The following is a 24080-nucleotide window of genomic DNA, read 5'->3' on the forward strand; positions in this document are numbered from 1 at the left end:
CGACAGCTCCGACTCGCGTTTATGCCTGTCGGCTGCGTACCATTAGCAGTCGCGTCAGTAGAGTGCCAATCGGCGCGGACCAACGAGGAGGAGCGCGTGCCCACCTACCAGTACGCCTGTAGTGCATGCGGCAACGAGTTCGACATCGTCCAGAAGTTCTCCGACGATGCGCTCACCGAGTGTCCGAAGTGCGCCGGCGAGCTCCGCAAGGTGTTCTCCGCGGTCGGCATCGTCTTCAAGGGCTCGGGCTTCTACCGGACCGACAGCCGGTCCTCCTCCACCAGCACGGTGAGCTCCAGCAGCAGCACCGCCAACGCGTCGTCCTCGTCATCCTCGCCGGCTTCCGGCTCCTCCGGCTCTTCGACGGAGTCCACGAACTCGACGCCGTCGAAGAGCACGAGCAGCCCGGCGGCCGCGGCCTCCTGAGCTCCGTCCGCCCCGTCGGCGGAGTCCGCAGCCCCGACACCGCCGAAGCCCACGGGTAGGCCGCCGCGGCATCCTCAGCCGCCCGGCCTGCGGCAGGTCCCGCCGCCACAGTGGGCGGTTCAGCCGTTCCGCGGCTGATCGGCCACCGCGCCGAGCAGCTCGTGAGAGAGCCTGCGCAGCAGCTCACGGAGCTTGGGGTTCTCCTCGGGATTCCAGTCCCGGATCAGCCGCCCGAGTCCCTCACGGGCGTCCAGGACCAGCCGCGCGGCCGCCCGTTCACCGGCCGGGGTGAGTGCCAGGACACCGTCGTCATCCCTGCTGGCCAGGCCGCACGCCACCAGCAGATCCCCGTACGGCCGGCTCCTTTCGAGCGTCACCCCCGCTCTCCCGGCGAGTTCGGCCCCCGCCTGCGGGCCCTGGGTGCCCAGCCGCGCGAGCAGCCACACGGCGCCGGGAGGCAGATCCATACCGGCCATGTCACCCAGGCGGCGGTAGTAGTCCCTGCGCATGTCCGCATCGGCCAGCCGCCACAGCCCGCGCTCGACCTCGTCGAGTGAGGAGCGCGCACTGGGCGCGGCGCCGTAGCACTCGCCCGGGTCGGCGGGCCTGGTGGTCTCCCGCAGGGGCACCTCCGGCAGCAGCCAGGCCGCGGCGAAGGCGACCAGGGCCACCGGCGCGCTGTAGAGGAACACGTGGGAGATCGCGTCGGCGTACGCTCCGAGGAACGCCGCGGCGGTCTCCCCCGGCAGCGCCCGGATGACCGTCGGGTCCGACTGGACCGTTCTCTCCAGTCCCGGCGGGATGCTCACCGTCCGCGAGAGCCGCGCCAGGTCGTCGCCGAGCCGCGAGGTGAAGATCGATCCGGCGATCGCGACGCCGAAGGAGCCGCCGATCAGGCGGAAGAAGGTGGCCCCCGAGGTCGCCACCCCGAGGTCCTCGAAACCGGCGGCGTTCTGCACCACGATCACCAGCACCTGCATCACCAGGCCGATGCCGACGCCCAGCACGAGCAGGTAGACGCTCAGCCGGAGGGTGGAGACGTCCGGGCCGACGCGCGAGAGCAGGTGGAGGGCGAGCGTCACGACCGCGGTGCCGACGATCGGGAAGACCTTGTATCTCCCGGTGCGCGTGATGATCTGACCGCTCGCGATCGAGGTCACCAGCAGGCCACCCATCATCGGCAGCAGATGGATCCCCGACATCGTGGGCGAAACACCCTGGACGACCTGGAGGAACAGCGGCAGATAGGTGAGCGAGCCGAACATCGCGAAGCCCACGACGGAACCGATCAGCGAGGCCACGTTGAAGGCCCTCAGCCTGAACAGGTGCGGCGGCAGCACCGGTTCCCTCGCCCGTTTCTCCGCCTGCCACCAGAGCAGCAGCAGCACCGCGGAGGCGGCCCCCAGCCCGACGACGACCGGATCGCCCCAGGAGTAGGCGGTCCCGCCCCAGGTGGTCATCAGCACCAGGCAGGCCGCCGCGCCACCGAGGAAGACCATGCCGAGGTAGTCGACGGTGTGGTGGGTGCGCTCCGTGCCGGGCGGCAGCGCCGAGGAGATCACGGCCAGCGCGAGGACGCCGATCGGCAGGTTGACGTAGAAGACCCAGTGCCAGGACAGGTGATCCACGAAGAGGCCGCCGAGCAGCGGGCCCGCGACGCTGGAGACGGCGAACACGGCGCCGAAGAACCCCTGGTATCTCCCTCGCTCGCGGACGGGCACGATGTCCCCGACGATCGCCTGGGCGAGCACCATGAGCCCACCGCCGCCGAGCCCCTGCAGGGCGCGGAAGCCGATGAGCCCGCCCATGGTCTGCGACAGGCCGCAGAGCGCCGAACCTGCCAGGAAGATGACGATCGCAGCCTGGAACAGCTTCTTCCTGCCGTACTGGTCGCCGAGCTTCCCCCACAGAGGCGTGGAGACCGTCGAGGAGAGCATGTAGGCGGTGACCGCCCAGGACAGCTCCTTCAGCCCGCCCAGATCACTGACGATCGTCGGCAGCGCGGTCGAGACGATCGTCTGGTCCAGCGCGGCGAGCAGCATGCCGAGCATGAGCGCGCCGATGATGATCCCCAGGCCCCCGGTGCGCCGTGCCTGTCGCATCTGCCGCGTCTGCCGCGTCTGCCCTGTGCGCCGCGTGTGCCGCGTGTGTCGCGTGTGCCGTGGAGGCTGCCGAGCCTTCATCCGACCCCCCGATCGGTGTACGGCGGTTCCTACCCAGCGTGACCAGGTGGCCACACCCGAAGCGCTCAGTTATCCACAGGGCATGGTCATGTTGTCCACAGGGCGGGCCCGGTCTCCTCACCCGGTCGCCCATGGCGCTAATCTCTGCGCCATGGTCACTCGCGCAGACATCGGGGTCATCGGCGGCTCGGGCTTCTACTCCCTGCTCGACGACGCCACGGAGGTCGAGGTCACCACCCCGTACGGCCCGCCCAGCGACGTCATCACCATCGGCAGGATCGGGACGCGCTCGGTGGCGTTCCTGCCCCGCCACGGCCGCGACCACCGCTTCTCACCTCATCGCATCCCCTACCGCGCCAACCTGTGGGCTCTCCGTTCCCTCGGTGTCCGCCAGGTTCTGGCTCCCAGCGCCGTCGGCTCCCTGCGCCCCGAGCTCGGCCCCGGCACCCTGGTCGTCCCCGACCAGTTCGTCGACCGCACCTCCGGCCGGGTGCAGACCTACTACGACGACGGCGGCGTCGTGCACGTCGCCTTCGCCGACCCCTACTGCCCGACCGGCCGGGCGACGGCCGTCTCCACCGCCCGATCCTCCCAGTGGGAGCTGGTCGACGGCGGCACCCTGGTGGTCATCGAAGGTCCCCGCTTCTCCACCCGCGCCGAGTCCCGCTGGTTCACCGCCAACGGCTGGTCGATCGTCGGCATGACCGGCTTCCCCGAGGCCGTCCTCGCCCGTGAGCTGGCCCTCTGCTACACCTCGCTCTCGCTGGTCACCGACCACGACGCCGGAGTCGAGGCCGGCGAGGGAGTCACCCACGAGGAGGTCCTCGCCTTCTTCGGGACCAACATCACCCGCATCCGTTCCCTCATCACCGACGTCGTCACCGCCCTGCCCGAGAAGCGCACCTGCGCCTGCGGCAACGCCCTGGACGGCCTCAAACTCCCCTTCGACCTGCCCGAGTAACCCCCCGAGCAGGTCCCTTCACCGCTCTGCCCGCCGCACTGCGGGCAGAGCACCCCGTCACGGGCCCCGCGCCGCCCGGCTCTCCCCGATGGAGTCAGTCATGCGCGCCTTCCGCCGTCTTCTCGGCCGCCGTCATCGCGTCATCGCCGCCGCCGTCGCCGCTCTGGCGACGGTGTGCGCCCTCATCGGCCTGCGACCGGACACCGCGTCGATCACCGTTCTCGCCGCGGCCCGCGACCTCCCCAGCGGCGTGCTGGACACCGCCGACATGAAGGCGGTCGCCCTACGGCCCGACACAGTGCCCGACGGAGCCGTGCGGCCCGGCACACCGGTCGCCGGAAGGGTCCTGGCCGGCCCCATGCGCCGCGGGGAACCGCTGACGGACACCCGGCTGCTCGGCCCCAGCCTGCTCGCCTCCCACGGCCCGGGAACGGTCGCCACCCCGGTCCGCGTCGCCGATCCGGAGACCGCGCGACTGCTCTCCCCCGGCGACGTCGTGGACGTTCTCGCCGCCCCCTCCACCTGGGAGGACGCCGCCCCCGCCCGAACCGTGGCCGAAGACGTCACGGTCCTCACCACCCCGGACGGGGAGCAGGACAGGGGCGCGCTCATCGTGCTGGCCACCACCTCTGACCAGGCGGTCAAACTCGCCTCCGCTCAGGCGGGCGGACACCTTTCGATCACGATCAACCCTCGCGGGAGATGACGGGCGGGGACGGGACCCTTCCGTCCGCCGGCCGACGCACTCCGCGCCGCCCCGCGAGGTCACGGCCTACAGCAGGGAGCCCAACTTCGGGTCATACTCCCAGTGCCAGGGTTCGAACGGGCTGACGTAGGCCCACTTGGGATGGAACCAGCCGAACTTCTTGCCGTTGGTCTCCAGCCAGTTGAACTGGGATGACCGGAAACGCTCCACACCGCCGCACAGGTCGACGGCGAGCCCCAGGCCGTGGTTGCTCCGGCCCGGGATGGCGGCGAAGCCCGGACGGCGATAGTAGACCGACTGCTGCTCGGCCAGGCTCCGGTAGCTGTCGGTCACGCACATGGCGACACCGAACTGCCTTCTGTATGCCTCGTTGAGGCTGATGAACGCAAGCGCCGCGTCTCCTCGCAGCTCCCTGCCCCGCTGCTGGAGCGGGCAGAGATAGGCCTTCGGGATCAGCCCGTTGGCGAACTCGTTCGCCGACAACGCCTTGGTCGGGGCGCAGCCCGCCGCGGGCTGACCGCCCTTGTCGACCTTCACCCCCAGCTTCACCAGGGCCTGCGACAGCGATTTCACGATCTTGTCCGAACGCGCCCTGAGCGTCTCGATCTCGGCGCCCATCTGCGCCTCCGACAGCAGGTTGCTCGCCCGCAGCTCCTGCGCCTCGGAGGCCAGCCGCTCACGCTCGGCCTGCAGCTTGCTGCTGTCCTGGAGAAACTGGTCTCGCTCGGCCACGAGCTGGGAGACGTCGGCCATGGCCCGCAGGGTCGCCCCGTCGGCCTCGCCGGAGAGGAAGCCCGCCATGTCGCTGCCCGTGGACTGCTGGTAGAGCTGCCCGACGAGGTCCGACAGCGGCTGCCGTACCTGGGCGAAAGCCTTGTCCGCCACCTGTAGCTCGCGCAACTTGGCCGTGAGCGCCTTCTGTGAGGCCTGGATGTTGGCCCGCCGTTGCTCCAGCGCCTTGGTCGCTCCCTCAAGGTCCTTGGACGCCTTCTCCGCCTCACGGCGCAGCTCGGTGAGGTTCACGGGGTCACGGCGGAGCTCCGCGAGACTCACGGCCTCGGGGGCGGCGACGGACCGGACCTCCATCGGCGCCCGCTCTGCGGCAGCGGCCCCCGGCAAAAGGGAAGTCATGGTCGCGACAACGGCGATCAGACCCGCTGATCGACGAGGTGGCACGTTCGACCCCTCCGTTTGCGAACTCGTGACCTGGGTCAGGCACGCACGCTACTACAGCTCACTGAGTCTCCGGGCCAGACTCCCCTCAGCCGATATGCGTCGAACACCCCATTTGGCGATCCGCTCCCTCAGCTCTCCTTCCGCCCCCGCTCCCGGCAGACCTTCCACAACCAGGTCTCCCGCCACTCCTGGGGGCACCTGAAGCCGAGCGCCCGCAGATGCTTCGGTGACATCTGCCTCACCCGCGAGATTTCGGACAGCTTGGGCGCCTGTGCCCGCATCCCGAACAGTCTGGGCATCCGTGCTCGCGTCTCAGAGGGTCCAGGGGTCTGCGCCCGTGTCCCGGACGGCCGCGTCCTGGAGAGCCGGGGCAGGGCTTTCCGCACGATGCCGGGGGCATCCGCAGGGACGGCGTCCGCCGTGGATCGGCGCACGTCCATCCCGCGCCGGGACGCCACGATCTCGTACGCCCGGCCCAATGAAGGGGGAGGCACCAGCCTCGGCTCGAACGCCGTATCCCGGACCGGCGGCAGCACCGCCGGCATCACGACGCCTCCCCGGGGCCCCACCATGGCGGCGGCCTCCCGCATGCCCTTCTCATACCCACCGAGCTCGGCCGTCAGAAGGCCGCCTGCCAGAAGCGCAGGCGCCAGCATCGCCCCACACAGCACCAGCGGCCGCAGCGCGCGACGCCCCCGGATCCGCTTCCGTCGCCGTTCGTTCACGGACGGCGACGCTAGCCATCCTTGACCCGAGACGACCGCCCACTTGTCTCCCCTTTACCGCAGATCAGCGAAGTGATGACCCATCGTTCGGCAACCACCCACCCTCCACCCGCACATCCACTCGCCGTTTTCGCTACTCTTAGCTGTAGTCCCTGCCTCCGTAGCTCAGGGGATAGAGCACCGCTCTCCTAAAGCGGGTGTCGCATGTTCGAATCATGCCGGGGGCACCTAGTTGACCTTGTGGTTTGCCGTCTGACCTGGGCGTTCTTCCCTGGTACGGCTTCCGCCACGTGCAGCCGTGGGCCACCGAGCGCAGCCCTGGATCACTGTTCACGGTCTATTCACGGGATGATCTTGCGAGCGTTTTGCCAGGTCACGCCGGACGAGACCACCTCGGACTCTCAAGATCTTCCACACGTCGACGCTGTTCATGATCGATTGACCTTTGAGAGATCAAATCTTATTTAGCCGTAACACCCCGCCGAGATGGGGCGGGCAAGGAATCTCCACTTTGATTCCTCTCTACCTAGGGCTAGGTAGAGTTAGTGCATGGGTAACGTTCCTCGGATGACCTTGCCGACTCAGCTCGTGCTACGAGCACTGCTCGACAATCCGGCCCGCGAAATGTACGGCTTGGAGATCTGCGCCGCCGCCGGTTTACCCAGCGGTACGATCCACCCGATCCTCGCCCGCCTGGAAGGCTTCGGCTGGCTGGAATCGCGGTGGGAGAAGGCAGATCCGCATGAGCAGGGCCGTCCTCGCCGCCGGTACTACCGGTTCGCACCAGACGGTGCCGAGCACGCGCGCATCGCCCTGGCCCAAGCCCGCACCAAGGTCAACCGGCTGCCCGGCTTGCGTCACAGGCTCGGCGGCGGTGGCGCATGAACAACGAGCCCCCCATCGAAACTTCCATCGAGCTCGTCATTAAGCACGTTCTCGCCCGCGACCGCGTTCTCACCCACGAGATCGACTGCGATCTCAAGGTCGCCCTCAGCGTCGTTCGTAACCTCGATGACGCTCTCGCCCACGCTAACGCCCTCATCCGTAACGTCGTCCTGGTCCGTGAAGGCGACTTCCAGCTCAACCGCCTTAACTTTGATCATGAGGCCATCCTTGAGCTTGATCGCGATCTTACCCACGCCCTCAACGTTGCCCTCGACCATGCCCGCGCCTTCGACACCGACTTTAATTTCGCCGACATCCTTGACATTTATTACGCCGTCGACTTAGCCCACACCCTCAACCTCGCTTTAACGGACGCTCTCGACGGTGACCACGTCCACATCCTCATCAGTGAGACGTTGTCAGCAACGGTCGATGACCGTGTGTAGCCGATCACGGCGGGCGTGGGAGTGATCAAGTAGAGAAAAGCGTGAAGCCCCTGGTAGGGGTGGGTCTTGTCGAAGGATCCACCGCACCGCACACAAGGGCTTCACGTGACCTCCAGTATCACCTACACAGCCGAGTTGGACATGCCGCGCGAGGTTGTGCTGTTTCTGGCCGGGCTGTTGCGCGCCGAGCGGGTACGGCGCCGCACCCGCGCGGGCACTCGGGCGCTGGGCGAGTTCAAGCAGGCCGTTCTGATCATCCGCTGGCTGGTGGACGGCGCTCGGATCGCCCGGCCGGCCGCCGATAACGCCATCTCGCACGCGACCTGCGATCGGTACGTCGAAGAAGGGGTCACCGTATTGAAGGCCCAGGCGCCGACGCTACAGGAGGCGCTCACGGCGGCGAAGGCCGCCGGCTACACCCACCTGCATCTGGATGGCACGCTGATCGAAACCGACCGCTGCCGCGCCCTGGGCCCGAACGGCGCCGACCTGTGGTGGAGTGGAAAACACAAGCAGCACGGCGGCAACATTCAGGTCCTGTCCAGCCCCGGCGGCGACCCGCTGTGGACTTCCGAGGTACGGCCCGGCCGTGAACACGATCTCACCTGTGCCCGCCTGCACGGCCTCCTCGACCCGCTGGCCAAGGCCGCCGAGGACGGGCTGATCACGTTGGCCGACCTCGGCTACGTCGATGCGGGTATGGGGTTTCGCCTGCCGTACAAGAGGTCTCGGGGTGGCACACTCACCGACGATCAGATCCAGTACAACAAGGTCCACGGTGCGCTCCGAGCCCTCGCCGAACGAGCGAACGCCCAGCTCAAGATGCGGTTCAAGGCACTGCGGAACGTCAGCAAGTGCCCTTGGAAGATCGGCGGTATCGTCGCCGCGGCGCTCGTCCTCTTCCACCGGGAGTAAGCTCACAAGCAGCTGTCACCCAGCGTGAACGCCGGTTGCTGACAATGACTCAGTGAAGCTTGATCCCCATTCTGCTCTGATGAGCCATCTGCTCGGAGCCGTCTTCGAGGATGAGCACAGGGCGGAAAGACCTGCTCTGACCTCCATCGTCACTCACAAGTACGGCGATAAGGAGCCAGGGGCGGGCTTCTACGAAATGGCTCGTTCGCTTGGTTACCGGTTCGACGAGCCCTTTGTTTTCTGGGCTCAGCAGGTACAAGACATCTTCAAACTCCACGGAAGACCTGATGGGCGCATATAGATGTAATACGGACGGCAGGCTCGGCGTAAAAACCATGACGCTGAGCCCGCCGGTCGTTGTACCCCGGGCTCAGCGTCATGGAAATCCGTCAGGACTATTCTGGATCAACCGCTGAGGGCATCGGCGATCTTCCCATTGGCGCGGTGCTGCTGTCCTTCCATGCACCTGGCGTAGACACGGAGCAGCACGTCAACGCTGTGCCCAGCCCGCTTGGCGACCTCGGTGGCCGGAACACCCGCGTTCAGCCAGAGCGAGACAGCGGCGTGGCGCAGATCGTACGGTCGGGCCGCCAGCGGGGAAGCGACCTGTTCAGGGGTGAAGGCCAGCCGCCGCGCCTCTTGCCAGACGGCCGAATACGCCGAGGAGGAGAACGGACGGCCTTTGCTCGTCCGGAAGAGCCGGCCATCCTCAGCCGTGCCGTACCGGGCGATGTGCTCCCGAAGGGCGACGACAAGGACCGGAGGGATCGGAATGTCTCGTGTATCGTCCTTGGCCCGGTGTTTGAGGCCACGTTCGTCGTGGGTCTCTCCGCTGTTCGTCCACCGCTTGTTCGCCTGAGGACGAGCAGGATCTCCCGTACCGCAGAGCCGCTCCACCGGCCCAGCGCGCGCCTCGGATCTACCGGCATCGGCGGCGGATACTTCTCGGGTTCGAGGTTGAGCTTGTCCGCGATGGCGTCATACCCCAGCCGATAGAGGTTGCGCAGTGTGAAGATGTGGGTAACCGTCGGTCCCTCGCCAGGGTGGGGCCTTCCGCGTCAGAATTAATGAACCAGTCCCGGTCCGAAACACCCATCAACCGCGGGTAGTTTGATCACCCGTTGGAAGAGGTTGGAGCAGGTGGCAGGACCACAGCAGGACCCCGGGACCGGGCTTGGCGTCATCGAGCCGCCCGACCACCGCGCGCGCCTGCCAGCGCAGCACCCGCACGTGATCCAGACCGAGCAGCGCCGCCGAACGGCGGACCGACCAGCCGCCTTCACGGGCGCCGTGCTCGACGAGTTCCAGCAGACCGGCCTTGACGCAGACGTCCACTCGCGGCGGGACCAGGCCGGCATTCAGCCCCAAAGCGATTTTCCCTGGTGGAGATGGAGCGCGACGGCCTGCTCGGTCACCGTCGCCCGCAGCCGCTCGATCTCTTTGCGGGCCGCCTCCAGTTCGGCGGCCTCGGGGCTCTTTCCCGGACGCGCCGGCGTGGAGGTCGCCGCCAGCGCGTCCAGCGCGCCCTGCTTGGCGGTGCGGCAGATCGCGTTCACGGTCATCCGGTTGACGCCGTACTTCTCGGCTGCCTCGCCCTGGATCGCCTGTCCGGTGAGCACGTCGACGAACACTTGGTACTTCACCGACGGGGCCGGCCGCGTACGCTTACCTGTCCCGCTCGTGCGGGCCTGCGAAGCCTTGGGGTCCTGCTGTGGTCCTGCCACCTGCTCCAACCTCTTCCAACGGGTGATCAAACTACCCGCGGTTGATGGGTGTTTCGGACCGGGGCTGGTTCATTAACTCTGACGCGGAAGGGAATGCCTACTTCGAGATCGCCTTCGAAGGCCAGCTGTCAGCCGTCCGCAAGTAGAACCCACAAAGATCAGTTACACCGAAGAGACTGGGCAGACCCGATGTGGGTGATGCTCGTTGAAGGGTCTCGTAGGTGGTGGCGCTGGCTGTAGTACGCAAACACCCACGCGCGGGATCGATCGCGAGCTGGCCGCGCCGACATGCTTGATGACGCATCACAACTACGTCATCAAGGGAGTCTCCCGATGTCTCAGCATCCTGCTGTCCCTTTCCGCCCGGCTTGGGCAGGCGCCGCGGCGGTTCTGGCCCTGGCGCTGGGGACCCTCAGCCCGGCGTCCGCCGACGTCGGCCCGTGGGACCAACCGGGCGACGCCGTACAGACGGCGCTGAACGATCTGGTCGGCGGCGGCGAGTTCCCCGGTGCGCTGGCCGCGGTCAGGGAGCGCGACGGGCGCAGCCGGGACTACACCGCGGGTGTGAGCGACCTTGCCACGCGGGCGAAGGTCCCGGTCAACGGGCAGGTGCGCATCGCCAGCAACACCAAGACCTTCACCGCCGCGGTCGTGCTGCAGCTGGCCGGCCAGGGCAAGGTCGAGCTGGACGCACCGGTCGAGAAGTACCTGCCGGGAGTGGTGCGCGGCAGTGGGAACGATGGCCGCCTGATCACTGTCCGCCAGCTGCTCCAGCACACCTCCGGCACGCCTGAGCACGGCAAGGCCATCGCAGGGACGTTCTTCGAAAGCCAGCACCGCTACTTCGAGCCGCGGGAACTGGTCGATCTGGCCTTGACGCAGAAGCCGCTGTTCGCTCCTGGCAAAGGATGGAGTTACAGCAACACCGGATACGTCCTGCTCGGGCTGCTGGTGCAGAAGGTCACAGGCCGGCCGGTGGGTGCGGAGATCACCGATCGGATCATCACGCCGCTGGGGCTCGGCGACACCTACTGGCCCGGTGCCGGCGAGCAGAAGATCCGGGGCGCCCATCCCAGGGCCTACAAGTCCAGGACCGGCAAACCGGGTGGCGAACTGGTGGACGTGTCGGAGATGGATCCATCCAGGGGGTGGGCGGCCGGGCAACTGATCAGCACGCCGCGGGACGTCAACCGGTTTCTGAGCGCACTACTGGGCGGCAAGCTCCTCAAGCCGGCCATGCTGGAGCAGATGAAGCGGACGGTCTCGGTGGCCGGGGCCCCGCAGGGGTGGGGGTACGGGCTCGGACTGACGAAGATCCCGCTGAGTTGCGGCGGCCTCGCGTGGGGGCACAGCGGTGACGTCGGCGGCTACTCGACCCGCAACGGCATCACCGAGGGCGGCCGGTCGGCCACGGTCACCGCGACCGCGGAATCCCTGACGGCAGGCGGCGACAAGCAGCTCAACGCCGCCCTCGACACTGCCCTCTGCGCCGGAAAGTAGAAGGCCTCTCGGGCCGGCTCTCGCGAGCCGGACCCCCACGAGCCAGACTGTTGCCGGTCAGGCCTTGAGGTAGGCGAGCACCGCGAGGACCCTGCGGTGGCCGCTTTCGGAGGGCTGGAGGCCGAGTTTGGCGAAGATGTTTCTGATGTGCTTGTTGACCGCGCCCTCGCTGATGACCAGCTGCTCGCTGAGATCGGTGTTGGACAACCCCTCCGCCATCAACGCGAGCACCTCCCGCTCACGCGCGGTCAACGCGTGGAGAGGGTCATCGGCCCGGCGACGGACCAGGAGCTGGGCGATCACCTCGGGGTCGATCGCGGTCCCGCCCTCGGCCACCCGGTGCAGCGCGTCGAGGAAGGACTGCACTTTGCCGACCCGCTCCTTCAACAGGTAGCCAACCCCCACGCCACCCTCGCTGAGCAGGGCGGAGGCGTAGGTGTCCTCGACGTAGGAGGACAGCACCAGCACGGGCAGCCCGGGCCGCATCCGCCTGGCCTCGATGGCCGCGCGCAGGCCCTCGTCGCTGAAGTCCGGCGGCAGCCGTACGTCCACGATGAGCGCGTCGGGCGCCTTGGCCGAGACGGCGGCGAGCAGGTCGGCGGCGTTGTCGACGGCGTCGAGCACCTCGATGCCCTCGGCGGCCAGCAGCAGCACCAGCCCTTCGCGCAGCAGCGCGTCGTCTTCGGCGATCACAACCCGCATGGCAACTCCACTTTCAGCACGGTCGGCCCGCCGGGCGGGCTGGTCAGGGTGGTCCGGCCGCCGAAGGCGGCGGCTCGGTGGTCGATTCCGGTCAGGCCGCTGCCGGTGCCGCTCTGGGCGCCGCCCACGCCGTCGTCCTCGATCTCGGTGATCAGCAGGCCGCCGTCCAGGTGCATGCGCACCACCGCCTTGCCGGCGTGGCTGTGCTTGGCGACGTTGGTGAGCGCTTCGGCGGCGGTGAAGTAGGCGGCCGCCTCGACGGCCGCGGGCAGGCGGGGGAAGTCGGCGATCTCGACGGTGCAGGGGACGGGGCTGCGCGCGGCCAGCGCGGCGAGCGCGCCGTCGAGCCCGTGCTCGGTGAGGACGGGCGGGTGGATGGCCCGGATGGCGTCACGCAGGTTGACCAGCGCGTCGGAGGCTGCCTCCTGGGCCCGTCCGGCCAGCTGCCGGGTGCTCTCGGGGGCGCCGGCCAGGGCACGTTCGAGCATGCCGAGGTGCATGACGACGGCGACCAGGCGGTTCTGCGTGCCGTCGTGGAGGGTGCGCTCGATGCGCCTGAGCTCCTGCGCGTGGGCCTCGAGCGCCGAAGCCCTGGCCGCGGTCAGCATCGCCACCTGCTGCGCCAGCCGTACCCGGCCCAGGGGTTTGAGCAGGCTGCGGCTGAGTCGTTCGGACAGGTCGGCGGCGGTCGGCAGGACCAGGCAGGCCACGCCCAGATAGCCCGCGGCGACGAACGGGCCGGTCAGGGCCAGCGGCCAGGAGTCGACGGCGTAGCCGAGCACCGATGGCGGGCTGCCCGGCGTCAGCCACCACCACAGCGGCAGGGTTGCCGCGTTGAGCGCGGCCAGGGGCAGGCCGAGTGCCAGGAAGCCGAGCACGATGCCGGTAAGGCCGTGCGCGAGGAGCCAGAGCACCTCCCGCGGCGTTGCGGGGTCGCCCACGGCCGCGCGCACGCGCACCGGCAGCGGCCCCTCAAGCGGCAGGTACGGCGGAGCCGGCATCCCCAGGCGGCGGCGCTGCCACCCGGACAGCCGCCTGACCAGACGCGTCACCGGCGGGATCAGGGGCAGGCCGATCCCGGCCAGGCTCAGCAGCGTGGTGCAGACAACCAGCCAGAACAGCGGCAGCGCGAGCAGCGCGGTGCCCAACCCGATGATCAGGAAGAGCGCCGCGTTCCGCGTGGCCGTCAGGACGTTCATGGGCGACATTCTGCATGGTGGTGCCCGCACCACCTCCAAGACACCCAGCGATGGGATGTCGCGCCCCCATCCCTCGCTCTTACGTTTGTGCAGGTCAGAGAGAGATTGATGGGGGCTGCGTTGGCGGTTCGGGTGGAAGAGCTCCACAAGACATACGGAAAGATGGCCGCGCTCGCCGGGGTCACGCTGGAGATCGCCGACGGCGAGTTCGTCGCGATGATGGGCCCGTCGGGCTCGGGCAAGAGCACGCTGCTGCACTGCGCGGCCGGGCTCGACACGCCGAGCTCCGGCCGGGTGTTCCTGGGCGGCGTGGAGGTGACGGCGCTGGACGAGCCGGGGCTGGCCGCGCTGCGCAGGGAGCGGATCGGCTTCGTCTTCCAGGCCTATAACCTGCTGCAGGCGCTCGACGTCGCCGACAACATCACCCTGCCGCTGCGCCTGGCCGGACGCCCGGTGGACGAGGCCAAGCTGATGGCCATCGCGGCCAGGGTGGGGCTCGGCTCGCGGCTGGGTCACCGCCCGGCCGAGCTGTCCGGCGGCCAGCAGCAGCGGGTGGCGCTGGCCAGGGCGCTGATCACCGATCCCGAGGTGGTCTTCGCCGACGAGCCCACCGGCGCGCTGGACACGCGGACCGCCCGCGAGGTGCTGACGCTGCTGCGCGAGCTGGTGGACGAGGCCGGCCAGACCCTGGTCATGGTCACCCACGACCCGGTCGCGGCCTCCTACGCCCACCGCGTGGTCTTCCTGGCCGACGGGCACCTGGCGGGCGAGGCGCTACGGCCCACGCCGGAGCAGGTGGCCGAGCGCATGACGCAGCTGGGCGCGTCATGACCGACCTGATCTGGAAGCTCCTGAAAGCGGACAAGGCGGGCCTGGCCGGCGCGTTCGCCGCCCTGTTCGCCGCCTCGGCGCTGCTGACCGCCTGCGGGCTGATCCTGCAGTCGGGCCTGGGCGCCGGGGTCTCGGCCGAGCGGTATGCCGCCGCCGACGTCGTGGTGAGCGGCCCTGACTCGGTGCGGGTGACGATCGGCGGGGAGAGCGAGACCAAGCCGCTGACCGAGCCCGCGACCTTGCCGAGCGCCCTGCTCGAGCGGGTGGCCGCGGTGCCGGGCGTGCGCGCCGCCATCCCCGACCGCGGCTTCCCCGCCGACCTCATCACCGGCGACGGCGCCTCGCCGGCCGCCACCGGTCACGGCTGGTCCACCGCACAGCTGGCCCCGTTCACCCTCGCCGCCGGACACGCCCCCGGCCCCGGCGAGGTCGTCATGGACGCCGCCGCCGGGCTGCGGCCGGGCGATCGCGTCACCATCGTCGCCGGTACGGCTCCCGCCGCCGCCTACCGCGTGGCCGGGATCGTCCGCGGCGACCTGCGCCGCCCGCTGGCGCTCTTCCCCGACGAAGAGGCCACCCGCCTGTACGGCAAGCCGCAGGCGCTCGACGCCATCGGCGTGCTGGCCCAGCCCGGCATCAGCCCGGAGGAGCTGGCCGAACGCCTCGAAGAGGCACTCGGCGGCTCCGTCACCGTCGCCACGGGTGAGGCGCGTAGCCGGGCCGAGTTCGGCGACGTCCGGCAGGCGCGCTCCGACCTGCAGGAGATGGCCGCCTCGCTGATCGGCAGCGTGGTCGTGATCGCCGGGCTGGTGCTGACCGGTGCGCTCTCGCTCACCGCCCACCGCAGGCGCCGCCAGATCGCGCTGCTGCGGGCGGTCGGCGCGAGCTCGCGGCACATCACCCGCATGATCGCCGCGGAGACCGCCGCCGTCGCCCTGCTCGCGGGCCTGCTGGGCTGCCTGCCGGGCGGACTGCTGGCCGCGCTGCTCCTCGACGCGCTGCGCCTGGTGGGTCTGGCGCCCGACGACTTCGCGATCTCCGTGGGGCCGATCCCGATGCTGGCCGCGGTCGGCGCCTGCCTGCTCATCTCGCAGGCCGCCGCCTGGGCGGTCAGCCGCCGGGTGTTGCGCCCGCTGCCCGCGCAGGCGCTGACCGAGGCGTCCGTGGAGCCGCCCCGGTTGTCGCCGGTCCGGATCACCTCGGGCGTGCTGCTCTTGATCACCGGAATCGGCGCGTCGTCGGCGCCGGTGTGGTGGAGCAGCGTGTTCGCGGTGGCCATCGCCGCCGGCGGCGGCCTGATCATGATCATCGCGCTCAGCGTGCTCGGGCCGCCGATCATGCGGCTGGGCACCAGGATGCTCGCCGGGCGACTCCGCCGAACCTATGGAGCGGCGGGCTACCTTGCCGCGGCCAACAGCCTCGCCGACTCGCGACGGCTGGCCGGGACGGTCTCCCCGATGATCCTCGCGATCGGCTTCGCGCTCCTGCAGCTCGGCCTGCCGGCCACGACCGCGTCCGCGGCCCAGCGCGACCTGGAGGCCGGCACGCTGGCCACGCACACCCTCACTGGCGGCGAGTGGGGGCTGCCGCCCGGTGCGAGCGGCGACGTGCGGAAGCTGCCGGGCGTGCGTGCCGCAACGCCGGTCGTGCGGACCCGCGTCTACGCCGCGATCAGCCTGCTCGACAGCCCGGAAGTGCTCGACTACCAGGCCCAGGCCGTCGATCCGGCGGGGTTGTCCGGAACGGTCGACCTCGGAGTGGAGGCCGGGTCGCTGGCCGGGCTGCGTCCCGGGACGGTGGCGATCAGCCGGGCCGCCGCGGGCACACTGTCGGCGAAGATCGGTTCGATGCTCCACCTCTACCTGGGGGACGGCACGCCGTACCAGCCCGAAGTGGTGGCGATCTACAGCCGCGGCTCGGGCTTCGGCGACCTCACGCTGCCGCGCGCGGTTGTGCCGAGGAGCCGCGACGACGCCGTCCTCGTACGCGCCGACCCCTCGGCCAACCTCGGCGCCCTCGCCCGGGCGCACCCAGGGCTGGTGGTCAGGCGTACCGAGCTCGGCACCACGCCGCCGGTGACCAGGTCGAAGGTCACCGCGTCGCCGTAGACGGGCGTGGGGGACTCGCTGAAGGGCACGACGTCGAAGCGCCGCAGCAGTGCTTCCTCGGCGGCGAGCCATCGGGTGCACCCCTGATCGGCCGGCAGCGCCATCGCCTGCTTGACCAGGCGCCGGTAGTCGGGGTTGTCGATGTGCGCGAAGTTGTTGCCGTCCGGCGGGTTGGGCCCGGATAGGAAGGCGGCGAGCTGGCTGGGCAGCGAGGCGTTGACGGGGATCATCGACACGTCCCAGGTGCCCGTGCCGTACAGCGTTTCCTTGGACTGGCTGGGCGACATGCTCTTCAGCTCCACCTGGACGCCGAGGCTGCGCCAGCGCTGGGCGATGAGTTCGGCGGCCGGGGCGACGCCCTCGCCGTAGGCGGGCAGGTAGACCAGGCGGATCCGTGGGGTGCCGCCCGCAAGGAGTTGCTTGGCCTTGGCCGGGTCGTGGGCGGGCAGGTTGCGGGTGACGGCGTCGCCGGTGCAGGGCTTGGGTTCCTGCGCCACCAGGCTCCGCGGGACGCGCCCGGCCTTGCCCGCGATGACCCCGGCGAGTTCGGGGATGTCGAGGGCGGCCACCAGCGCCTGCCGTACCTTCTGGTCCTGGCCGGGGTGTCCGTCGGCCTGGTTGAAGAACAGCTCGCCGATCATGGTGTGGTCCTCGCGCTTGAACATCGAGGCGGCGTCGAGCCGGTCACGGTCGGGGCCGTTCACCTCGGCGACGTTGACCTGCCCGGACAGCAGCAGGTTGGTCGCGGTCGTCTCGTTCTTGACGACCTTCACCACCGCCGACGCGGGCATGCCGGGCTCGCGGCCCGTCACGCCGCCCGGACCCCACGCGTACTCGGGGCGGCGGACCAGCGTGTAGTGGTCTTCCGGGACTGCCTCGGTCGGCTTGAACAGGCCAGTGCCGTGCCCGCCGCGCTGCCTGCCCGCGGGGTCGGTCAGGCCCTTGCGGCAGACGACGAAGACCGAGGTCGTCTTGCGCGCCAGGAACGGATCGGGGTCGGTGACGGTGAGCGTCACGGTCTTGGCCGCGTCATCGGCGCTCACCTTCACGCCCGGCGTGACGGCGACGCCGAGCAGTGCGGAGCCGTTGGCCGGGTCGGCGATGAAGCCGAAGGTAGCGGCCACGTCGGAGGCGGTCAGTGGCGAGCCGTCCGCGCAGGTGACGCCCTCCTTCAGGGTGAAGGTGGCCGAGGTCGGCGTGGTGATCCAGGCCGTGGCCAGTCCCGGCGCGAGCGTCCCGTCGGACCGCAGGTGGAGGAGGGGGTCGTAGAGGAAGCGGTTGATGCGCCGAGTGAGGCCGGAGGAGGCGAGCAACGGATCGAGGTTGCCCGGGTCCTCCGGCACGGCCATGGTGAAGGTGCCGCCTGCCGTACTGGCCGCGCCCCCAGTACCGCAGGACGCGACCAGCATCACGGACGCGCACAGCCAGCCGCCGAGCCAACGAGTCGATCTCATAGCGCGCTCCCTGCCTGGTGAGGATTATCGGAAGTGTGCCGATTGGCCGGTTTGCCTTCTTCCTTCGATTGGAGGGAGTCGGGCCCCGTTCCTCCTCGATCGAGAGGAGTTCGTCAGGTGTGAGGAAAGTGCGGCCCTGCTTTCCGTCGAAACCGGGAAGACCTAGGGCGCCAAGACGGACAATCTGTGCCTTATGACGGATTTCGAGGAACTTGTGCGCGCCAGCGGGGCGCCAGGCGCCGTGTTCGCCGTTCGGCACAACGGCGAGGTTCGCGAGCAGGCCTGGGGCCTGGCGAACCTGGACACAGGACAGCGCATGACCACCGACACGATCTTCGAGATCGCCTCGGTCTCCAAGCTCTACACCGCCACCCTCGCCATGCTGCTGGCCGACGCGGGCAAGCTCGACCTCGACCGGCCGATCCGCCACTACCTGCCCGATTTCGCGGTCGCGGACGAGCGGGCCACGGCCACGGTGACCGCGCGCCACCTGCTCACCCACACCAGCGGGATCGACGGCGACAAGCTCGACGACCACGGCCGCGGCGGCGACGCCATCGAGCGCTACGTCGCCGCCTGCGCCGCCCTCGGGCAGGTGCATCCGGTCGGCGCCACACAGTCCTACTGCAACACCGGATTCGTCATCCTCGGCCGCCTGATCGAGATGCTGGCCGGGCTGCCGTGGTCGGACGCGCTGCGCGAGCTGCTCACCGCACCGCTCGGCCTGGCGCGCACCTTCACCCTGCCGGAGGAGCTCATCTGGCAGCGCATCGCTGCCCCGCACACCCCCGCGGGGATCCTGCGCGTATGGGACAACTCGCGCTCGACCGCGCCCTGCGGCGGCATCAGCGCCACCGCCGCCGACGTGCTGGCCTTCGCCGGCCTGCACCTGGCCGACGGCGCCGGGTTACTCACCGCCGCGAGTGCACGGGCCATGCGCTCCCCGCAGGTGGCGCTGCCCAACCCGTACGGCGAGGCCACGCACTGGGGGCTGGGCTGGAAGCTCACCGTGCAGCCTGACCAGCCGCTCATCATCAGCCACGGCGGCGCGAACTACGGCCACCAGGCCCGGCTCATCTGCGTGCCCGAGCACGACTTCGCCGCGGTCGTCCTGATCAACGCCGGCGGCGTGGACATCGACAGCGTGGCCCGCCCGCTCTTCGACAAGGAGCTCTCCGCCCTCGGCGTACGGCTGCCACCTGGCCTCGAAGCACCGGAGCGGCCGCCCGCCGTCGATCTGACCCGGCATGCGGGCTCGTACCGGACCCTGGCCTTCGAGCTCTCCCTCGAACCGGACGGCGGCGCGCTGGAAGGCATGCTGCGGCTGGTGACGCCGGACGCCGCCCAGCTCCCCAGCGAGCACACCACCCGGCCGATCACCTTCCTGCCCGTCCGCGACGGGCTCTACGTCAGCCGCTTCGCCGGCGAGCAGCGGCTCACTCCTGCCGTGTTCTTCGCCATCGACGGGCAGGACTACCTGCACATCGGTGGCCGCGCATTCCTCCGCGCGGGGTGAGCGTGGTGCTTCCGGCCTACGACGACGTCCTCGCCGCCGCCGCCGCCAACCTCGCACCGCACACGCACCGCACCCCGGCAATGCGCTCGCGCCTGATCGACGAGGAGATCGGCGCCGAGGTGCTGTTCAAGTGCGAGAACCTCCAGCGCATGGGCGCCTTCAAGTTCCGTGGCGCCTACAACGCGTTGTCCCGGCTCAGCCCTGGACAACGGCGGGCGGGCGTGATCGCGTTCTCCTCGGGCAACCACGCGCAGGCCGTCGCGCTGGCCGCCCGGATCTTGGAGATCCCGGCGACACTCGTGATGCCCGCCGACGCGCCCGCGGCCAAACTCGCGGCGACCCGCGAGTACCGCGGGCAGGTCGTCACCTACGACCGCTACGCCGACGACCGGGAGGAGATCTGCAGGACGCTGGCCACCGAGCGCGGCCTCACGCTCATCCCGCCTTTCGACCACCCCCACGTGATCGCCGGCCAGGGCACCGCGGCCAAGGAACTGTTCGCGACGAGGCCGGCGAGCTCGACGCGCTCCTCGTGCCGCTCGGGGGCGGCGGCTTGCTGGCCGGTGCGGCTCTCGCCACCCGGGCCCTGTCGCCTGGGTGCCGGCTCTATGGAGTGGAGCCAGAAGCGGGCGACGACGGCCTGCGCTCGCTACGCCAGGGCACGATCGTGCGCATCGACACCCCGCGCACCATCGCCGACGGGGCGCAGACCCAGCAGCTCGGCGTGCACACCTTCGCCATTATCCGGCACGCGGTCGACGACGTCTTCACCGTCAGCGACGCCGAGCTCGTCGACTCGGTGTTCCTGCTCGCCTCGCGGATGAAGATCGTCGCCGAGCCCACCGGCTGCCTGGGCCTCGCCGCGCTCCGCCGGCATGCGCCGCAGTTCAGCGCGCAGCGCGTCGGTGTGATCATCAGTGGCGGGAACGCCGATCTCGCTGCCCTGGTAGCTCGCCCGTAGTCCTGGCCCTGTCTATGGGTGCCGTAGCACCAACCCGCCTGCCGGCCCAGGAGTTGCCACCCTGGTACGGCGAACTGGCGGCAGTCCGCAGATGGTCACAATCCACCGCGCGACGCCGCCGCGGCCGACGTGAGCGGCCACCGCTGCCACAACCAACCTCAGCGCCAGGGTGACCTGCCGCGACACCCGCTATCGCTGTGACGAAACTTGGGCCTCAGCCACAGCGCGGCACCGGGTCTGGTGGGATCAAGGTGACCTAATACCCGAGGCGTTCCAGGGTCTTTTGATAGCGGGCGGCCAGATGCTGGGCGTGCCGGGCCTCGCGGCTAACGCCCACTCTCGCCAGGCGAGCCTCTCCTACCTCCGGAAACAACGAACGGCGGTGCGCCACGGGCAGACCATCGGTGTCGCCGTCAGCTCCACACCCCTCCTGGTAGCGGACAAGTCGCTCGCACTGAGAACAACACGTTCTGTGAGCGACCAACCCCTTCGGGTTCAGACTGATCTCCAGGGACGTAGAGATGAGGCCGCTGTCGGCATAGACGTTCCCACGGCGACGGTCAAGGGGCGGCGTCGGCACTGAGTCAGGGACGGGTTCCAGCCGACCGTCAAGACCGGCGCTCCTCACGAGGCGGCCCAGCGGGGTTCCTCCGCCGCAGCTCGGAGGGCACGGGCACGACGCCGCGGGAGGGGCCGGACCACGTCGAGCGCCAGCTGTCGAGAATGAACTTCCTGGTCAGAGGGGGTACCTACAGTTTCCCTTCTACTGGGTCCCTCGCCGGGGGCACTCTTCTGACCAGCCGTTAGGCCTCTGACCAGGGGTTTAGCGCGTCCCCTCTCAGCGATCACGTGCAGCTGAGCGCCACCATAGGCAGCCGTAGGCCAATGATCGCGGGACATACGCGGGACGATCATGGACCCGTTTCCGCTACCGGCCCCGGCGTCAATCCCAAGGTCTCGCGCGTCCACTGAGTGATGGCCCCCATCTGAGTTGCAGCCGGGTGCGGGTCTCCCGTCGTGATGCGCCGGCCGAGCTGGAGATCCTCTCCTTCCATTCCGCTCTCCTCCTCGACAATGCGGCCGAGGTGATAGGCGGCGGCCAGAACAGCAAGAGCACCGTTCCCGGAGAACCAATAGGGGATCTCCATGTAGGCCGAGTCTCCGGAATACTCGATCTGGAAGGCGCCATGAGGCCCCTCGTACCGCAAGAGGGGGCCTGACGGGTATTCCTCGGTCTTCACGTGTCCGAGTTCCTCAGCGGCGCGATGGACGATCCGATCCCATACAGTTCTCTGCTCCGCAGTGAGATGGACCGGACGAGGCTCGTCGTCGACCTCATCAGGCTCTACCGCCGTTGATTCGATCACGTCGCCATCAGCGCGAGGATGCCCGAAATAGATGTCATAGGTCACAAGATCCGAAGCCTAAGATCCCGCTTCGCTACGGGCCATCCATTTTGACCAACTCCTCGTCCCAGCGGATGGCGGCTGTCGAAGAAGGATGGAGTCCGCTTACTAAAGCTACGGCCAGCCGCCACAGGCTGGCTCCGGATGCACACCGAAACCTGACGGTGTTTCAGGATGAAACTCCCCCAGTGTGGTCGATGAGTACCTGGACGCCGTCGAAGATGCGGGCAAGGCCGAAGTCGAGTGGGTCGATCGCCACCGGCGCGAACATGCCCTCGGCGATGGCCTTGGTCAGGGCGGGGAAGCGGTCGGCATGGCGGTCGAGCAGTTCGCCGGTCAGGCGGCCCCATTCCCGGTCGTGGTCGGCGTCGAAATCAACCAGTTGCTGGGCGAGGTTGCGCACCTGCCCGACGATCAGGAGGAAGATCTGGTGGCGCTGGGCAACCATCAGGCCGGTCGGTTCCAGGGCGGCGAGCGCGGCGTCCAGCCAGGCGAGTTGGTTGGGGCCCATGACCTGGCGGCGCATCGCGGTGGCCGCGAGTAGCCAGGGGTGGGCCTGGTAGACGGCCCACAACCGGTGGGCCCATCCGGTGAGCTGGGGTCGCCAGCCGGGGCCGGCTGCCGACAGGTCGGGGCGCTCGGCCAGGACGGCTTCGACCATCAGCTCGACGAGTTCGGCCTTGCCTGGCACGTAGCGGTACAGGGCCATCGCCGAGACGCCGAACTCGGCGGCGACCTTGTTCATCGAGGCGGCCTCCAGCCCCTCGACATCGGCGAGAGTCACCGCGGTCTCAGCGATGCGGCGGGAGCTGAGGCTGGGCTTGGGACCGCGGGTGGGCTGCTCCTGCTCGCCCCACAGCAGCGCGACGCTCGCGCGCATGTCGCGCGCCTTCTCCTTAGTGCCGCTGGCCTCGTTGTTCCTGCGGGTGGCGCCGGTTCTGGCCATGGCGGTCCTTTCTATCGGTCGCTGCCGTGCGGGGAGCGGTTGACATCCCCTCTAACTGTATATACCTTAAATCACATCGCTTATGACATAAACAGTTTAAGGAGATAACAGATGCTCGACACCATCCTCGCCATCACCACCGCCGCCGTCGCCACGCCCGCCGCCGGGCTGCTGGGCCACCGGCAGCTCAAGCGCGCCGCCCACGCCAAGCGGCTGCGCATCACCACCCCGAACGGCATCGACGAGTCCGGCTTCGTCCGCATCGGCGGCATCGACCAGTGGATCTCGATCCGCGGCGATGACCTGCGCAACCCGGTGATCCTGGAGATCCACGGCGGTCCCGGCGCCTCCAACCTCGTCTTCGCCCCGCGCACCCGCGCCTGGGAGCGACACTTCACGATCGTGCGCTGGGACATGCGCGGCGCCGGCAAGACCATCGGCCGCACCGGCCCCGGCGGGCAGGGCGAGATGAGCCTGCAGCAGCTGCACCGCGACGCCCTAGAGGTCACCGAGCACGTCCGTGCCCGGCTCGCCGTCGAGAAGGTCGTGCTGGTCGCCAACTCCTTCGGCTCCTTCGTCGGGCTGCGCCTGGCCCGCAGCCACCCCGAGCTGTACTGCGCCTACGTCGGCACCGACCAGAACATCAACGCCGGCGGCCGCGACCACACGGCCTACCACGCGCTGGCCGACCGGCTCGACAAGACGGGCAAGCGCACGGAACTGGCCGCCCTCACCACGATGGGCACCGACAAGTCCGCCTGGGACCTCAAGCAGTGGTCGCACTACAACAAGCTCCTCATCACCTCCGACCCGCTGACCTTCAACACCATGAAGACCGTGGTGATCAGCTCGCTGTGGTCCTCGCCCCTGCACACCCTGCGCGAACTGCGCACCTACATGCAGGGCCAGACCTTCTCCGAACGCGTCGCACCCGAATCCGTGACGATCGATGAGTGGACCGAGGGCACCACGTTCCAGATCCCGTTCTTCGTCTTCCAGGGCGAGCATGACGTGCTCACCCCGCCCGAGTCGGCCAGGCGGTTCTTCGACGACGTCACCGCCCCGATCAAGGACTTCGCACTCATCGAGGACGCGAGCCACTTCGCGGCCCTCCGCCGCCCCGACCATTTCCTCGACCTGATGCTCACCAAGGTCCGCCCCCTGCTCACCAGCGAGGCGATCAGCTCATGAGCAGAGCGAGAAGGGGTACCGGACTCCCTGCGGCGGCTCGCCACAGTTTCAGGAGTTCCGGGCTATAACCTCAGCCATTAAAGCTCTCTACCTAGCAGGAACCGGCCTGCCGCACATCA

Annotated in this window: 23 protein-coding genes, 1 tRNA gene and 3 pseudogenes; 15 read left to right on the forward strand and 12 right to left on the reverse strand. The window is 69.3% G+C overall.

Features of this window, described 5'->3' with window-relative positions:
• Positions 1 to 21: 21 nt before the first annotated feature.
• Positions 22 to 189 (forward strand): annotated as a pseudogene (locus FHR32_RS46620) (FmdB family zinc ribbon protein); the annotation flags it as partial.
• Positions 190 to 251: 62 nt separating this feature from the next.
• Here FHR32_RS46620 and FHR32_RS46625 read toward each other — a convergent pair.
• Entirely contained in the window at positions 252 to 479 is a 228-nt protein-coding gene (locus FHR32_RS46625; protein WP_312882672.1) for a hypothetical protein, read from the reverse strand.
• Between the two features lie 66 nt (positions 480 to 545).
• Complete coding sequence (locus FHR32_RS09925) at positions 546 to 2609, reverse strand: MFS transporter (protein ID WP_184754043.1); 2064 nt, start codon at positions 2607 to 2609, stop codon at positions 546 to 548.
• Positions 2610 to 2760: 151 nt separating this feature from the next.
• Here FHR32_RS09925 and FHR32_RS09930 point away from each other — a divergent pair, with 151 nt between their 5' ends.
• Complete coding sequence (locus FHR32_RS09930; protein WP_184754044.1) at positions 2761 to 3570, forward strand: S-methyl-5'-thioadenosine phosphorylase; 810 nt, start codon at positions 2761 to 2763, stop codon at positions 3568 to 3570.
• A 100-nt stretch (positions 3571 to 3670) separates the two neighbouring features.
• Entirely contained in the window at positions 3671 to 4276 is a 606-nt protein-coding gene (locus FHR32_RS09935) for an RcpC/CpaB family pilus assembly protein (protein ID WP_246466073.1), read from the forward strand.
• A gap of 66 nt (positions 4277 to 4342) precedes the next feature.
• Here FHR32_RS09935 and FHR32_RS09940 read toward each other — a convergent pair whose 3' ends face one another.
• Together FHR32_RS09940 and FHR32_RS09945 are read right to left on the reverse strand one after the other, a co-directional pair.
• Positions 4343 to 5407, reverse strand: a complete 1065-nt coding sequence (locus FHR32_RS09940) for a M15 family metallopeptidase (protein ID WP_184754046.1) — start codon at positions 5405 to 5407, stop codon at positions 4343 to 4345.
• A 173-nt stretch (positions 5408 to 5580) separates the two neighbouring features.
• Complete coding sequence (locus tag FHR32_RS09945; protein ID WP_184754047.1) at positions 5581 to 6177, reverse strand: hypothetical protein; 597 nt, start codon at positions 6175 to 6177, stop codon at positions 5581 to 5583.
• Between the two features lie 154 nt (positions 6178 to 6331).
• On the opposite strand from FHR32_RS09945, the gene FHR32_RS09950 reads away from it, so the two are divergent.
• The 5 genes from FHR32_RS09950 to FHR32_RS09970 all read left to right on the forward strand — a co-directional run bounded on the left by FHR32_RS09950 (position 6332) and on the right by FHR32_RS09970 (position 8724).
• A tRNA-Arg gene (locus tag FHR32_RS09950) sits at positions 6332 to 6404 on the forward strand.
• A 340-nt stretch (positions 6405 to 6744) separates the two neighbouring features.
• Complete coding sequence (locus FHR32_RS09955; RefSeq protein WP_184754048.1) at positions 6745 to 7062, forward strand: PadR family transcriptional regulator; 318 nt, start codon at positions 6745 to 6747, stop codon at positions 7060 to 7062.
• Entirely contained in the window at positions 7059 to 7508 is a 450-nt protein-coding gene (locus FHR32_RS09960) for a hypothetical protein (protein ID WP_184754049.1), read from the forward strand. Before FHR32_RS09955 ends, FHR32_RS09960 begins: the two co-directional genes overlap by 4 nt.
• A 141-nt stretch (positions 7509 to 7649) precedes the next feature.
• The gene (locus FHR32_RS09965) at positions 7650 to 8423 is read left to right on the forward strand and encodes an HARBI1 family protein (protein WP_184756447.1); all 774 of its coding nucleotides are present in this window, start codon (positions 7650 to 7652) and stop codon (positions 8421 to 8423) included.
• A gap of 52 nt (positions 8424 to 8475) precedes the next feature.
• Positions 8476 to 8724, forward strand: coding sequence for a hypothetical protein (locus tag FHR32_RS09970; RefSeq protein WP_184754050.1), 249 nt, complete (start codon positions 8476 to 8478; stop codon positions 8722 to 8724).
• A 104-nt stretch (positions 8725 to 8828) separates the two neighbouring features.
• On the opposite strand, the gene FHR32_RS09975 is transcribed toward FHR32_RS09970, so the two are convergent.
• From FHR32_RS09975 to FHR32_RS09985, 3 genes are all read right to left on the reverse strand, one after another.
• A complete protein-coding gene (locus FHR32_RS09975) occupies positions 8829 to 9320 on the reverse strand; it encodes a tyrosine-type recombinase/integrase (protein WP_312882216.1) in 492 nt (163 codons plus the stop codon).
• 198 nt (positions 9321 to 9518) lie between these two features.
• On the reverse strand, positions 9519 to 9791 hold the full coding sequence (locus tag FHR32_RS09980; RefSeq protein WP_184754051.1) for a hypothetical protein: 273 nt from the start codon (positions 9789 to 9791) through the stop codon (positions 9519 to 9521).
• Positions 9782 to 10066 (reverse strand): helix-turn-helix domain-containing protein, encoded by a 285-nt coding sequence (locus FHR32_RS09985; protein WP_184754052.1) that lies wholly within the window; start codon positions 10064 to 10066, stop codon positions 9782 to 9784. Before FHR32_RS09985 ends, FHR32_RS09980 begins: the two co-directional genes overlap by 10 nt.
• Before the next feature lie 414 nt (positions 10067 to 10480).
• Between FHR32_RS09985 and FHR32_RS09990 the strand changes: the two genes are divergently transcribed.
• Positions 10481 to 11647 (forward strand): serine hydrolase domain-containing protein, encoded by a 1167-nt coding sequence (locus FHR32_RS09990; protein WP_184754053.1) that lies wholly within the window; start codon positions 10481 to 10483, stop codon positions 11645 to 11647.
• Positions 11648 to 11704: 57 nt separating this feature from the next.
• Here the strand turns inward: FHR32_RS09990 and FHR32_RS09995 are convergent, their stop codons facing one another.
• Both FHR32_RS09995 and FHR32_RS10000 read right to left on the reverse strand, forming a co-directional pair.
• Positions 11705 to 12349, reverse strand: coding sequence for a LuxR C-terminal-related transcriptional regulator (locus FHR32_RS09995; protein WP_184754054.1), 645 nt, complete (start codon positions 12347 to 12349; stop codon positions 11705 to 11707).
• Entirely contained in the window at positions 12337 to 13548 is a 1212-nt protein-coding gene (locus FHR32_RS10000) for a sensor histidine kinase (protein WP_184754055.1), read from the reverse strand. Before FHR32_RS10000 ends, FHR32_RS09995 begins: the two co-directional genes overlap by 13 nt.
• Positions 13549 to 13680: 132 nt before the next feature.
• On the opposite strand from FHR32_RS10000, the gene FHR32_RS10005 reads away from it, so the two are divergent.
• A complete protein-coding gene (locus FHR32_RS10005) occupies positions 13681 to 14379 on the forward strand; it encodes an ABC transporter ATP-binding protein (RefSeq protein ID WP_312882217.1) in 699 nt (232 codons plus the stop codon).
• The gene (locus FHR32_RS45835) at positions 14376 to 16487 is read left to right on the forward strand and encodes an FtsX-like permease family protein (RefSeq protein ID WP_184754056.1); all 2112 of its coding nucleotides are present in this window, start codon (positions 14376 to 14378) and stop codon (positions 16485 to 16487) included. The genes FHR32_RS10005 and FHR32_RS45835 overlap by 4 nt, the downstream gene beginning before the upstream one ends.
• Before the next feature lie 209 nt (positions 16488 to 16696).
• Here the strand turns inward: FHR32_RS45835 and FHR32_RS44180 are convergent.
• Positions 16697 to 17941 (reverse strand): annotated as a pseudogene (locus tag FHR32_RS44180) (ABC transporter substrate-binding protein); the annotation flags it as partial.
• A 193-nt stretch (positions 17942 to 18134) separates the two neighbouring features.
• Here FHR32_RS44180 and FHR32_RS10015 point away from each other — a divergent pair.
• The 3 genes and pseudogenes from FHR32_RS10015 (at position 18135) to FHR32_RS45845 (ending at position 20418) form a co-directional block, all read left to right on the forward strand.
• A complete protein-coding gene (locus tag FHR32_RS10015) occupies positions 18135 to 19457 on the forward strand; it encodes a serine hydrolase domain-containing protein (RefSeq protein WP_184754057.1) in 1323 nt (440 codons plus the stop codon).
• An 80-nt stretch (positions 19458 to 19537) separates the two neighbouring features.
• A pseudogene (locus FHR32_RS45840) lies at positions 19538 to 19858 on the forward strand (pyridoxal-phosphate dependent enzyme); the annotation flags it as partial.
• 131 nt (positions 19859 to 19989) lie between these two features.
• Complete coding sequence (locus tag FHR32_RS45845) at positions 19990 to 20418, forward strand: pyridoxal-phosphate dependent enzyme (protein WP_345004242.1); 429 nt, start codon at positions 19990 to 19992, stop codon at positions 20416 to 20418.
• A 911-nt stretch (positions 20419 to 21329) separates the two neighbouring features.
• Here FHR32_RS45845 and FHR32_RS10025 read toward each other — a convergent pair.
• Positions 21330 to 21830 carry a hypothetical protein gene (locus FHR32_RS10025; protein ID WP_184754058.1) on the reverse strand — a complete coding sequence of 167 codons (501 nt, stop codon included), beginning with the start codon at positions 21828 to 21830 and terminating at the stop codon, positions 21330 to 21332.
• A 163-nt stretch (positions 21831 to 21993) separates the two neighbouring features.
• Positions 21994 to 22770 (reverse strand): TetR/AcrR family transcriptional regulator, encoded by a 777-nt coding sequence (locus FHR32_RS10030; RefSeq protein WP_184754059.1) that lies wholly within the window; start codon positions 22768 to 22770, stop codon positions 21994 to 21996.
• A gap of 111 nt (positions 22771 to 22881) precedes the next feature.
• On the opposite strand from FHR32_RS10030, the gene FHR32_RS10035 reads away from it, so the two are divergent.
• On the forward strand, positions 22882 to 23961 hold the full coding sequence (locus FHR32_RS10035) for an alpha/beta fold hydrolase (protein ID WP_184754060.1): 1080 nt from the start codon (positions 22882 to 22884) through the stop codon (positions 23959 to 23961).
• Positions 23962 to 24080 lie beyond the last annotated feature (119 nt).

It is taken from the genome of Streptosporangium album (genome assembly GCF_014203795.1).
GTDB lineage: Bacteria > Actinomycetota > Actinomycetes > Streptosporangiales > Streptosporangiaceae > Streptosporangium > Streptosporangium album.